Origin of the sequence: Bdellovibrio bacteriovorus, from assembly GCF_001592755.1 — a bacterium.
GTDB classification, from domain to species: Bacteria; Bdellovibrionota; Bdellovibrionia; order Bdellovibrionales; family Bdellovibrionaceae; genus Bdellovibrio; species Bdellovibrio bacteriovorus_E.
This window is the reverse complement of sequence record NZ_LUKF01000016.1, coordinates 45059-57512: the sequence shown is the minus strand read 5'-3', so window position 1 is coordinate 57512 and position 12454 is coordinate 45059. Positions and strand designations below refer to the sequence as shown.

Genomic DNA, 12454 nt, shown 5'->3' with positions numbered 1-12454 from the left:
TGGACTGGTTTTTCAACCAGAAGAACCCTTAGAAGGTCGTGTACGCAGTAGAAGTGTCATTGACCTCTTCGCCGAGTCCTTTCAAAATTTTAGACGAATCCTAAGTGTTTTGGATTACAAAAGGAGAATTTTATGAAAAAGCTCATGGCGGTTTTTGCCTTAGTTCTTGGCTTTACAAGTGTGTCGTACGCCGATCTTTTAGTGGAGCCTTATCTTGGCTATGAGATGGGTAAAACTAAAGATCCAGATGGTAAATTGGACGGTACTCAACTAGGACTTCGTTTGGCCTACAAAACGCCAATTATGTTCTGGGCGGGACTTGATTACACTCTAGGAGTTAGCGCGGAATCAAAACCAGATAATGCGGCAAACGAAGATGCAAAAAGAAGCACAGCTTATGGTGTTGTTGGGATCGACTTTCCAATTTTGCTTAGAGCGTGGGTTGGTTATGGTTTCATGAACGAAATCAAGTTGGAAGATTCTGGTAAGTTAAAGGGAACTAACTATAAAGTTGGGGTTGCGTTCACAGGTTTGCCTTTCATTTCATTGAATCTTGAATATTTAAATGAAAGCTTCGACGAGATTGACGGCGTAGACGTTGATGCTAAAAATGACTCTTACGTTCTTTCAGTTTCTTTGCCTCTTGAGTTCTAATAAAATCTAGAAACAAAACTAAAAGGAGTTGGTCAACCAACTCCTTTTTTTATTTCGAACAACTTCCAGGCGCGGGCACCCAAACACAGCCCAAATCAGCTACCTAAGCTAGGTCTAACGCAGATAAACCCATTTTAACGACTCAGCAAAGGGCTGTTCCCTTTAAAGAAACATTCAAGACTCCCCCTTATCCTGAGCCTAAAAAGCTGCAAATTACGCAAGGCGCAAACCACACAGAAAGTACCTAAACTAGAGTCCTTGCGCTAGGATGCGGGTCGTTTTTAAGGGAGTCAGTTCTATGCAAATTAACGGTGAAAACATCACTTTGGAAAACCTTTACCAAATCGCGACTACGCCTAGCATGAAGGTGGAGTTGGCTGCCAGTGGTAGAGCAGCCATGCAGAAATCTCGTTCGTATATTGAAGGCCGCATTTCTAGTGGCGAAGTGATGTACGGAGTGAATACAGGTTTTGGTGCTTTTTCTTCCGTTCGTATCTCTGACGCTGAAATTGAACAGCTGCAAAGAAATCTGATCCGTTCACACTCAGTGGGTGTAGGCACTCCTTTCACGAAAAAAGAAACTCGTGCGATGATGGTTCTTCGTGCCAATGCTTTGGCTAAAGGACACAGTGGTATTCGTCCTCTTGTCGTAGATAAAATCCTGGAGTTCTTAAACAACGACATCATTCCGGTTGTGCCTTCACAAGGTTCTGTGGGGGCGAGCGGTGACTTGGCTCCGCTTTCGCATTTAGCGCTAACAATCATCGGCGAAGGTTTGGCGTGGGGTAAAGACGGTCAAGCTGTCGACGTTCGTGAATTATTGAAAGAAAAAAACATCGAGCCTTTAGAGTTGAAAGCCAAAGAAGGTCTTTCAATGATCAACGGTTGTCAGGTGATGACGTCTGTCGGTCTTCTTTCATTGTGGGAAGCACGCCGTTTATTGTGGCTTGCGGATATCGCAGGTGCGATGTCTTTAGAAGGCCTTCGTGGCACACGCAAAGCTTTTGATCCCTTGATCTCGGCCACTCGTCCTCATCCAGGCGAAGCGAAAACGGCGCGCAACCTGATGAAGATTTTGGGCGAGACCAGCCAGATTTCCGAAAGCCATTCCATCAATGACCCTCGCGTGCAAGATGCGTATTCACTTCGTTGTATGCCCGCAGTTCATGGAGCCGCCAAAGATGCTCTTCGTTACGTTGTCAAAGTTTTGGAAACAGAAGCCAATTCTTCGACAGACAATCCGTTGGTGTTCGCCGATGAAAACAAGGTTCTTTCATGCGGTAACTTCCACGGAATGCCGGTGGCGCATGCGATGGACTTCGCCGGTATCGCCATTTCTTCTCAAGCTAGTATCAGTGAGTGCCGTATTTCTAAAATGATCTCAACCCAGATGAGTGAGCTTCCCGCGTTCTTAACTCCGAATGGTGGTTTGAACTCAGGTCACATGATTGTGCAAGTGGCGGCGGCTTCCTTGGTCAGCGAAAACAAAGTTTTGGCGCACCCAGCGTCTGTGGATTCCATTCCGACGTCGGCGGAAAAAGAAGACCATGTTTCTATGGGCACGATCGCCGCAAGAAAGTTCGCGCAAATTCTTAGAAACGCAGAGCACGTTGTTGCCATGGAGCTGTTGTCAGCATGTCAGGCCATTGACATGTTGGCACCACTTCAACCGAACGCAGCAGTAAAGGCCGTGTTCGATCATATTCGTAAAACAGTTCCATACGCTAAAGAAGATCGTATCTTCTACAAGGACATCGAAGCTATTAAAGCGATGATGCTTTCAAACGAGCTAGTGACTGTGGCTGAAAAAGCCGTCGGTCCGATGGAATGGTAATTTAATTTTTTATTTTGGCACCTTTTGGAGGGAAAATGTCTCGTGTTGTAAAGGCTCCTACGGGGAATAAGATGGTTTGTAAGGGCTGGTTGCAAGAAGCTGCTTACAGAATGATTCAAAACAACTTGGATCCAGTCGTGGCTGAGCGTCCCGAGGATCTGGTTGTCTACGGTGGTATTGGTAAAGCGGCTCGTAACTGGGAAAGCTTTGATAAAATTCTTGAAGCTCTTAAAAATCTAGAGAACGACGAAACACTTCTAGTTCAATCCGGTAAGCCCATTGGAATTTTGAAAACTCACGAAGATGCTCCTCGCGTGCTTCTTGCGAACTCGAACCTTGTGCCGAAGTGGGCGACTTGGGAACACTTTAACGAACTCGATAAAAAAGGTCTGATGATGTACGGTCAGATGACAGCGGGTTCATGGATCTACATCGGAACTCAAGGTATTATCCAAGGCACATACGAATCTTTCGTTGAAGCCGGCCGCCAACATTTCGGCGGAAGCCTGAAAGGTCGCGTGATTTTGACGGCGGGCCTAGGCGGAATGGGTGGAGCGCAACCTCTTGCCGGTGTGTTTGCCGGTGCCACAGTTTTGGCGGTTGAAATTGACCCAACTCGTATTCAAAAACGTCTTGAAACAAAATACGTCGATGAAGTCGCCACGGATCTTGATGATGCTTTAGCACGCGTGAAGAAATACACAGCGTCTGGCGAAGCAAAATCCATCGCTCTTCTAGGCAATATGGCGACCGTCATTCATCAAATGATTGAAAAAGGTTTCACTCCGGATCTTTTGACGGATCAAACTTCAGCGCATGATCCATTGGTGGGATATATTCCTGAAGGTTACACGGTCGAGACGGCGAAAGAATTCCGTGAACGCGATCAAAAAGCTTATTTGGATGCGGCCTATGCTTCTATGGCAAAACACGTTCGCGGCATGCTGGCGATGAAAGACAAAGGTGCTGTGACTTTTGATTACGGCAACAATCTTCGTGCGCGCGCCTATGAAGCGGGTGTAACGAATGCCTTTGACTATCCTGGATTTGTGCCGGCGTTCATTCGTCCGCTCTTCTGTAAAGGCAGTGGTCCTTTCCGCTGGGTGGCTTTGTCAGGCGATCCTAACGACATCAAAGTGACAGACGATGCGATGAGAAAGCTTTTCCCTCACAAAAAAGATCTTCTTCGTTGGTTGGATATGGCTGAAGAGCGTATCGCATTCCAAGGTCTTCCAGCGCGTATTTGCTGGCTTGAATATGGCGAACGCGCCAAAGCGGGCTTGATATTCAATCAGCTTGTGGCTGAAGGAAAAGTGAAAGCACCGATCGTAATTGGTCGTGACCACTTGGATTGCGGTTCTGTCGCAAGTCCAAATCGTGAAACAGAAGCGATGAAAGATGGCTCAGACGCGGTCAGTGACTGGGCTCTTCTTAATGCCCTTGTAAACACAGCTTGCGGGGCAACTTGGGTGAGCTTGCACCACGGCGGTGGCGTTGGTATGGGTTACAGTCAACACGCAGGACAAGTTATCGTGGCTGACGGAACTGAAAAAGCCGCTCGTCGTTTAGAGCGCGTTTTAACTGCTGATCCCGCAATGGGCGTATTCAGACACTTGGATGCAGGCTATGAGCTTGCAAAAGAAGTCGCTGAAGAGCGCGGTGTGAAAAGTCTTTGGTTATAAATAAGAAAGAGCCTTCTGAATAAGAAGGCTCTTTTTTTCTTTCAATCTTTAGTCAGTACTATCGTCTTCCTGCGGGATTGACAGCATTCGGTTGTGAAACAGATCTTTGTCTTTCACGAAAATCACCGCTGCCTTTTCTAGATAATTTCATCTTCGGTTGCGCCGTGAAACCTTCTTCAAGTTCACGTGCGGGTTCGCGCGGAGAATCCATTGTGGTTTCAACTCCGGCTTTAGCGCGAGACTTCTTAGGCGATGCGGGAGGGGCTTTTTGAGTCGCGCGACTTTTTTTCATTTCCATTTTTGTTTGAGTTAGCTTTGGCGCTTTTTTAGTTTTCGCAGAAGCGGATTTTGCTTTCTTACGAGAAACCGTTTTCTTTTTTGCAGCCGCCGTAGCCGATCTTGTTCTTTGTGCCATGACTACTCCTTAGTTGATTGCATTATTACGGAAGACCTTCATTTAACAAAGTTTCAGAAATGACATCTGTAGGCCGACATTGAAAAGGCCTGTCATAAGACTTATTGCGAGTCGGGTCATAGAAGCGTTTACTGAAATGGCCGTGCTCACGGTGCATCCGACAACAAAAGTACGGCGTACTTCACGGAGGCTCGTTTATGCAACATCTTGGTGTTAAGAAGAACGGTAAGAATTCGAAATTGGTTTTGGGTTTCTTCTTCCTCTTACTCTTAAGCATTTTTAATCTAGATGCAAAGGCCGCTCCCGACTTAGTTCGAGTCGGCAACCTTAAGTTCGCACACTACGGCGCCATCAGCTATCTTTCCGAATACTGCCATAAATATAATTTGAATGTGCAAGAGCGTATCTTTGCAAAAGGCTTAGACATCGTGCCGGCAATTATCGCCGGTGAAATCGATGTGGCAGCCAGCGCCGCTGACGCCGCGATCGCAGGGCGTGCAGGTGGAGCTCCCGTGTATGCGGTGGCGGGATTCTCTAAAGGCGGAGCCCGCATCGTTGTCGCAAAAGATTCGGGAATAAAAACAGTCAAAGATCTTAAAGGAAAAAAAGTCGGGGTCGCCCGTGGGGGAGCTCAAGAATTATTACTTTATGCGGAACTCGCAAAGCACAATCTGACTTGGTCTGATCAACCTGGGAAAGACGTGCAGATCGTCTTCATGGCTTTTGCCGATTTAAATCAGGCGTTGCAATCTAAGAACATCATGGCGATGTCACAAAGTGAACCGCAGTCTTCACAAGCTATCAATAAAGGCTTTGGCGTAGAGCTTTTAAAACCTTACGACACGGCGATGGGCGAACCGATTCGTACCATGGTGATGACCGAAAAGATGTACAAAGAAAAAAGACCCGTGGCAGAAAGATTCATGAAGTGTTTTGTCGAAGCGACGAAACTTTTCATTGATAAACCAGAGGTGGCCGAAAAGTTTGTTATTCAGAAAATGTTCAAAGGCCAAATCACGCCCCAAGACTTTAAAGATGCCATGGACAACGCTGATTACACCTATGACCTGACTGTCGAACACATGCAAATCACAACGGACATGATGGCAAAGTATGGTGTGGGTCGCATGAAAAATCCTCCGAAGGCGGCGGACTGGGTGAAGTTGGATCTGTTGGCTGACGCCAAAAAAGCCGTCGGTGTTAAATAGTAGGAGATCATTTTGAAGAATTGGTCCTCATCTTTAAAGGGTATTTGGGTTCCTTTTTTGGTCATCGCCCTTTGGGAGCTGGTGGTGCGCGCGGGCTGGGTCAACCCTCAAGTTCTTCCGGCACCGTCATCCGTTCTTATCAAATGGTATGAATACTTATTACCTTATGAACCCTATGATCCCGCCAAGGAATCCTATTTTTCCTGGATGTTTTCAGGGGAACTTATTCGCGATTTGATCTCAAGCACCTATCGCGTCGCCGTGGGATTTCTGATCGGAGCGGGCTTAGCTTTGCCATTGGGTCTTATGATGGGGGCGAGCACTCACGTCTATGATTACCTCAATCCTTTAATTCAAGTGTTAAGACCCATTCCACCGATTGCGTATATTCCGCTGGCGATTTTGTGGTTCGGTCTGGGCGATCCTCCCGCTGTCTTTCTGATAGCCTTGGGAGCCTTCTTTCCTGTTTTGATGAATACGATTGTGGGTGTGCGTGCTGTCGATAGCATTTACATTCGCGCCGCCAAGAATCTGGGAGCCACTCCCGGAGTCATGTTTATGAAGGTGATCTTGCCCGCAGCCATGCCGTACATCTTAAGCGGTGTACGCATCGGTATTGGAACGGGATTTATCTGTATGATCGTCGCTGAAATGATCGCGGTGAATAATGGCCTGGGCTATCGCATTCTTGAAGCGCGCGAATTCTTTTGGTCCGACAAAATTATTGCCGGTATGTTTTCTATCGGTCTTTTGGGACTCGCCATCGACTCTGCCGTTAGCAAATTAAATAACTATCTTTTGCGCTGGCATCGGGGGCTTGAATGAGACCTTCAGCCCATATCGAAATCGAACATGTTCATAAGGTGTTTAAAGGTGACGGCGGCGACGTCGTGGCCTTAAAGGATATCACCTTTGATATTCAACCAGGCGAGTTTGTGTGCCTCTTAGGACCGTCGGGCTGTGGCAAAAGTACTTTACTCAACGCCATTGCCGGTTTCTCTTTGCCGACCGAGGGACAAATCAAAGTTGAGCAAAAGCTGATTTCAGAACCCGGTCCTGACCGCGGTATGGTCTTTCAAGAGTATGCTCTTTTCCCATGGATGACGGTGGAAGAAAACATCGTCTTCGGTCTTAAGATTCGTAAAGAGAATCCAGATAAAATCACCAAGAAGTTGGATGATCTTCTAAGAATTTTAAAACTGACCGATTTCAAAAAACGTTTCCCTAAAGATCTTTCCGGAGGAATGAGGCAACGTGTGGCCATTGCAAGGGTCCTGGCCTTGGATTCGCCGATTATGTTGATGGATGAACCGTTTGGTGCCTTAGACGCCCTCACTCGACGAAGTCTGCAAGATGAGCTTTTAAAAATTTGGAGTGAGTTTAAAAAGACCATTGTCTTTGTGACTCACTCGATTGAAGAGTCGATCTATCTTGCGGATAGAATCATCGTTATGAGCTATCGACCGGGAACGGTGAAGCGAGATATTCATGTGGGAATTCAACGCCCACGCAACCCAGCCTCGCCCGAATTCAATGCGCTTAAAAAAGAATTGTCCGAGTTAGTGATGGCAGAACAAAACCGCTTTGAAGAAGCTCAACTGCGCGGGACGACCGGAGATTAATCGTCTTGCAAAGCGCGGGTGTTGATCTTACCGCGCGACATGCGCAGAATTTTGTGACGAGCCCAACGCAGAACATAGCCCAGAAGTGAAAACGCAAATCCAAAACCCAACGTCGTCACTGTAGAGATCAAACCTAGATGTAAGAAATCTTTCATCGAAGGGGCTTCGGAATAAGAAAGCTTCAGTGAATTTCGAATGAGCAGGGGAAGAATGTAGCCCAATGTTACCAGCAAAGAGTTTTCAATAATGTGTAGGAATTTTTTTGCGGCAAATCCATGAATCAGAAACAGCAGACACAAAAAGTTGACCGAGTCGCCAAAGACATTCCATCCAAAAGCTTGATAAAGCAGTACCGTAGAGCCTGAAAAAAAGAGCACATAGTACGTCCACAAACTTCTAGTATGTAAAAAGGACTGCGCATTTGGCATAGATCAAAGACCCTCTAACATTTACTGTATCAGAGGGACTGTGATTTGAAATACTGTGACAGCAACTTAATGCGGTCCTAGACCAAGGAAGGTCCTAAGGACATTGGCAGGCGCGCAGACGGCAGGAAAGCACTTTTCCGTGATTGTCGTACTGGAATTCAAAGGCACGCTGGTCGTGCATTTCAAGACTGACGCTAGATCCATCTTTAAGATCTAACTTTGATTTTACTTCATGCTTCGTCACCGTTCCTTGAGCGATCAAGGATTCAACAGTTTCGTCGCCTTTTAGCGGAAGACGTTCTGGGTAACCTTCCGCATCCAATTTGAAATAACGGATTTCTTTTTTATCAGCGGAGTTCGTATTGTCAGAAGCGATCACGTGAACGCGACGAAGAGTTCCGTCTTTCAGTGTCAGGTGATAGTTTTCAACGGCGATTTCTTCGCGAGCCACACCCACGCTTTTTTGCAAGTACTCAAGCAAAGCCTCGGGGGTTGCGATAGCTTGGGCTGCAATTTCAGGAGCACAAGCTTTCAAAGACGCTAGGAAGTTGTCCTGTTGAGGCAAACTGTTTGCTGATTCGTCGCTGGCATTGCGGTCAAGAAATGAAGAGTCAACCCCCGTCTCTGGAGTCGGTTGGGCCGCTGGCGTTTCAGCTGGCGTCCCCATCGCTTCGATTTGGGTTCCGTTGCCATTTTGTTTTTCGTGAAAAAGAATGTGTAAGAAATAATAATCTGCAAGGACGCCAAGGATGAATAACACCAGCGCCCACAGAATCCATACTTTAAGAGTGATCGGTTTCATAGTTCCTATCTAGTTGTTTGAAAGATCCGGACTCCAAGAATCCCACGATTGACATGATCTTGCACGCTGCGAAGGTCCACGCGCTTCGCCCCAGCGATACTCAAGGTCATCGTGCGGGTTGTTGGAAATGAGGCCTGCAAACATGCGACGCTTGAACTCAGCCAAATCCATTTTGCGCCCTGGATAGTACTCAGTAACGCAAACAGAGGCGCTGCTGATACCCAAAGATGTCATTTTAGAAGCTTCGTAAGCCGCACTTTGTTGGATGAATGGGAAGATTTTATTCAATTGCTGAACCGAAGCCGCACTCAATTGATTGCCACCATTGATTTGCAAGATTTCGCGGTAAGCGCGACGCAATGACATCATATCGTCAAACACGCGTTGATCGCGATTAGGTGTCGAATAATTGTCGTAGGTTGCGTAGTTCATGCAACGCGGATTCTTTCTGATATAGTCGATACCCTCACGCGCATAATTCACGCGATCAGCAAAGCCTACACAGATCGTTTTCAACATACGCGCCACCATTTGATCGTCTGTTTCTTGACGAAGAGCCAAACGGTTTTGCACGTAACGAACCCATTTGTTCAATGGAATGCGGTACTGTTCTTCGCTATAGCCAGGCACTTGCCATACCGGGATGTTCAAAGCAGAAGCCGGTCTCCAAGCGCGGAAGCCCGCGTGTCCTGAAGCTGCGTATTCACCTTCAAAAACCCATTCAGGATTGGGCCAAGATTGACGTTCTTGCAAACCCAAACCCGTCGTTGCACCAACAACAGAGTTGTAAACTAGGTGAGGTACACCGATAGGCAAAATCTCTTTTACCGTCCATGAGTGATGATTTTTCTTCGTCGTTAAGATCAACGAACCTGAGCGAATCACATTGCGGTTGATCGCGACAGGGTAAGTATCATTCGGAAGAGAGCGTGTGCTCATCGTTTCATAGATGAACCACAAGAAATTGCGAACGCGATTCGTCTCGCTTTGGCTGTCCCAGCGACTCATTTTATTGGAAATTGTTTTTCCTGAAGCTGTCGGGTCTTGCGCGACGAAAGGCAGACGGTTTTCATACGCAAAGATAATACGCATAGAATAAACCGTGTCGGCACAATCCACTTTCAATCCATAATAAGGATTGCTTTGGCCATTGGCTAAAGTGCGACGAGAAAAGAAGTCCGTGCGCCATTCTGTGCGAACCCACTCTGCGTAACGATCTTCCCAGGCAGAAGACCAATCGTTGACGGACGTCCAAACGGCCGCAGACGCAGAAAAACTAGCAAAAAAAGTCGTTGTTACTAATAGTAGACGAAACATGACACCATCCTTAGAAGTGTTACACGGTGGCAGGGGTATATTGCGGCGAAGTAAGGATCAATGAATAATTTTTACTGCGTCGCGTGCCCTGTCGAATTTTCCAATGCAAGGCGTTAACATCCGTGTCCTATGCATAGAAACCCGCTTAAATTAGCACTCGTCCTACTGTTAGGACTTTCGTCGTGCCAGTCAAAAGAAGATCCCATGACCCGAGAAAAAGCACTTTCTAGGGGATTTTCTTTGTTGGATGACGGACGCACGGATGAGGCCATTTCTTATTTCGCGGAACTATCCGCAAAAGATCCGCACTATCACGTGAAGCTGGCGTTAGCCTCGGCCTATGCTGCCCGAGCCGGCGTGAAGATCGAAAAGATTTATTCATTCGTCGTTGTGAAGGAAATTCCGCAGATTGAGATTGCACATGCGAAGACGGGGGAGCCAACCACGGGACTTTTAAGCGTGCTTCGCCAGGTGTCTGCGCATTGGGAAAAAGTGCCAGAACTTTCTTCGGCTCCGCGTGAAGATATTTCGCGCGCGCTGCAAGTTCTTGAAGACGTCACAGAACCAGGAGCAGCGTTGTATTCCGCGACTTTAAGAGTTGTATATATCAAATCCCTTGTGAGCGAAGGTCTGCAGAATTATCTCATCACCACTCAAGGCAAGGTATGTACTGAAGATTTACGTCCGTTCTTTACTTGGTCTTTAAATATTCTAGATGTGGTGAAGTTGTTAGTGAAAGATGTGCAAAAATCTTTTCCTGAAAAACAAAAAGACTGCGAGCGTTTTGAAAACGAAATTGAAAAGATAAAAGCAGAAGCCTTGGCGAAGCCCTGGCCGCGGGAGCGTGTATGCTTCTAAGGCTCATCTTGTTTTTACTTTTTGTTTCCTGCTTGGCTTCAGCAAATACATTGCCATCAGCATTGCGTGATGGATCCACTCGTTTCCTGGCGCGCTCGTTGGGCAGTTCTTGTTATACCATGGACAGTGTTCAAAAAGGTCTTCCGTGCAATCCCGCCGCTGTCGCCAAAGATCGGGCTCGTCGATTTGACGCTGACATTTTTATGGGAAGCAATCTTGAGTACATCAAAGAAGCCGAAGACCTTTTGCAAGGCAACGAAGACGAAGCCGCCGTGGCTAAGTTTTTTTCTCGTCGAGAAAATATTGAAGGGGAGTTTTCTTTTGAAGCCTCTTTTCAGGCTCCGAAATGGGGCGTTTCTTTTGAGCCCTATCGTATCGTTGCGATCTCTCGGATGGAAAATCCCTCTTTGCCGATGATTGATTTACTTTTGGCCGAAGAGCAAAGCGTGAAAGCACAAGTCGGTACTTATTTGTACGACAATCTCTATGCGGGTCTTCAGGTGCGCTACACGCATGTGCGATTTATTGGGCAGTATTTCGCTTTGAGCGAAGCTTTTGCCGGGAACTCGAAAGAAATATTAGCACCGGAGACGCAAGAGCTGGTTTACGTCGAACCCGGTCTTCTTTATGCGTGGGAAGATTTAGCCTGGCAGCCACAGATTTCAGCGATGTTAAGTCAATGGGGTTTTTCTGACAGAAAAACAGAAGAATATCCAATTAAACCAGAAGGTCTTCTAGGGGCTTCTGTAAAACCTCTGGTGCCATTGGGGCTTTTCGAATTGGGAGTGCAATTTCATCTACATTCAAAAACTGAAAATGCGCGGGATGCTTTCCGCGTGGCTGCGGCTTATGAATTGGGTATTCTTCATGCGGTGGCCAGTGTGTCAGAATACGATCATTCTGCCGGCTTTCTTTTAACATTTAAAAACTTCACCAGTGGTTTAACGTACTGGAGCGAAAAAGTCAGTCGAGGCGTCTTTATTCAGATGGGAATCACGCTATGAAGCTGGGTCTCTTCTTGCTCATTCTTCTTTTAAGCCCATTGAAATCATTTTCTGAAGACGGACATTATGACGGTCCCGTTCAATGGAACGAATTTCGTAAACATGTTTTAGAAGAAGAAAAAGCGCAGGAAATAAAAGGCTTGAGTTACATGATTTCAGGCGCGGTGGCGGCTGTCGGTGGAACGGTAGGATACTTTCACTCTGAAGAGATTTTCAGTCAGACACTTTTTGCGATCACATCGAATGTGGGACTGGCAGCGATCGGTGTCGGCGCCAGCTACTATTGGGCGGGAAGCGAGACCTCATCTTTTTATTATGCGTTAGAGGGTTCATCGCTCTCGCTCGCACAGAAGAATGAAGTGCTGCAACGATATCTTTTGAAACAAAACGAATTGCGTGAAAATCGCCGTTGGATTCGAGTCGCGACTCATGCTTTGATTGCGGCTGTGAATATTTATAGCGCCAGCCAATCCGAAGATGAAGACATGCGCGGTCTTTTTTATTTCTTAGGTGGGGCGAACGCCGTCCTTGCCATCTCTTACAGTTTCTAAATTTCACCGTCTCAAAATTAGAACTCTTCAAGAATTGTGGAAGCATCTGGACTTTCGTACCTTTAGTTTTGCTTTGAAT

Annotated in this window: 13 protein-coding genes; 9 read left to right on the top strand and 4 right to left on the bottom strand. The window is 46.6% G+C overall.

Annotation, left to right across the window (positions count from 1 at the left end):
- The first annotated feature begins 132 nt into the window (after positions 1-132).
- The 3 genes from AZI85_RS09945 (at position 133) to hutU (ending at position 4170) form a co-directional block, all read left to right on the top strand.
- On the top strand, positions 133-654 hold the full coding sequence (locus tag AZI85_RS09945; RefSeq protein WP_063243934.1) for an outer membrane beta-barrel protein: 522 nt from the start codon (positions 133-135) through the stop codon (positions 652-654).
- A 298-nt stretch (positions 655-952) separates the two neighbouring features.
- Positions 953-2488, top strand: a complete 1536-nt coding sequence (hutH, locus tag AZI85_RS09940) for a histidine ammonia-lyase (RefSeq protein WP_063204641.1) — start codon at positions 953-955, stop codon at positions 2486-2488.
- A 35-nt stretch (positions 2489-2523) separates the two neighbouring features.
- Positions 2524-4170 (top strand): urocanate hydratase, encoded by a 1647-nt coding sequence (hutU, locus tag AZI85_RS09935; RefSeq protein ID WP_063243933.1) that lies wholly within the window; start codon positions 2524-2526, stop codon positions 4168-4170.
- 58 nt (positions 4171-4228) lie between these two features.
- On the opposite strand, the gene AZI85_RS09930 is transcribed toward hutU, so the two are convergent.
- Positions 4229-4585, bottom strand: a complete 357-nt coding sequence (locus AZI85_RS09930; RefSeq protein ID WP_063243932.1) for a hypothetical protein — start codon at positions 4583-4585, stop codon at positions 4229-4231.
- A gap of 197 nt (positions 4586-4782) precedes the next feature.
- Between AZI85_RS09930 and AZI85_RS09925 the strand changes: the two genes are divergently transcribed.
- The 3 genes from AZI85_RS09925 to AZI85_RS09915 are packed head-to-tail and all read left to right on the top strand — an operon-like array spanning position 4783 to position 7415.
- Positions 4783-5793, top strand: a complete 1011-nt coding sequence (locus AZI85_RS09925) for an ABC transporter substrate-binding protein (RefSeq protein ID WP_063243931.1) — start codon at positions 4783-4785, stop codon at positions 5791-5793.
- 6 nt (positions 5794-5799) lie between these two features.
- Positions 5800-6618: an ABC transporter permease gene (locus tag AZI85_RS09920; RefSeq protein ID WP_063243930.1), complete on the top strand. Its 819-nt coding sequence runs from the start codon at positions 5800-5802 to the stop codon at positions 6616-6618.
- Positions 6615-7415, top strand: a complete 801-nt coding sequence (locus AZI85_RS09915) for an ABC transporter ATP-binding protein (protein ID WP_063243929.1) — start codon at positions 6615-6617, stop codon at positions 7413-7415. Before AZI85_RS09920 ends, AZI85_RS09915 begins: the two co-directional genes overlap by 4 nt.
- Here AZI85_RS09915 and AZI85_RS09910 read toward each other — a convergent pair.
- The 3 genes from AZI85_RS09910 to AZI85_RS09900 form a co-directional block, all read right to left on the bottom strand.
- Positions 7412-7792, bottom strand: coding sequence for a hypothetical protein (locus tag AZI85_RS09910; protein ID WP_253720938.1), 381 nt, complete (start codon positions 7790-7792; stop codon positions 7412-7414). The two genes, AZI85_RS09915 and AZI85_RS09910, sit on opposite strands and share 4 nt — an antisense overlap.
- 145 nt (positions 7793-7937) lie before the next feature.
- A complete protein-coding gene (locus AZI85_RS09905) occupies positions 7938-8645 on the bottom strand; it encodes a hypothetical protein (protein ID WP_063243927.1) in 708 nt (235 codons plus the stop codon).
- A gap of 9 nt (positions 8646-8654) precedes the next feature.
- The gene (locus AZI85_RS09900; protein WP_063243926.1) at positions 8655-9962 is read right to left on the bottom strand and encodes a hypothetical protein; all 1308 of its coding nucleotides are present in this window, start codon (positions 9960-9962) and stop codon (positions 8655-8657) included.
- 204 nt (positions 9963-10166) lie between these two features.
- Between AZI85_RS09900 and AZI85_RS09895 the strand changes: the two genes are divergently transcribed.
- Genes AZI85_RS09895 through AZI85_RS09885 form a run of 3 tightly spaced genes read left to right on the top strand, consistent with a single transcriptional unit; the run spans position 10167 to position 12375 of the window.
- Positions 10167-10820 carry a hypothetical protein gene (locus tag AZI85_RS09895; RefSeq protein WP_063243925.1) on the top strand — a complete coding sequence of 218 codons (654 nt, stop codon included), beginning with the start codon at positions 10167-10169 and terminating at the stop codon, positions 10818-10820.
- Positions 10811-11824 (top strand): hypothetical protein, encoded by a 1014-nt coding sequence (locus AZI85_RS09890; protein ID WP_063243924.1) that lies wholly within the window; start codon positions 10811-10813, stop codon positions 11822-11824. The genes AZI85_RS09895 and AZI85_RS09890 overlap by 10 nt, the downstream gene beginning before the upstream one ends.
- Positions 11821-12375, top strand: a complete 555-nt coding sequence (locus AZI85_RS09885) for a hypothetical protein (RefSeq protein ID WP_063243923.1) — start codon at positions 11821-11823, stop codon at positions 12373-12375. The genes AZI85_RS09890 and AZI85_RS09885 overlap by 4 nt, the downstream gene beginning before the upstream one ends.
- The last annotated feature ends 79 nt before the right edge of the window (positions 12376-12454 follow it).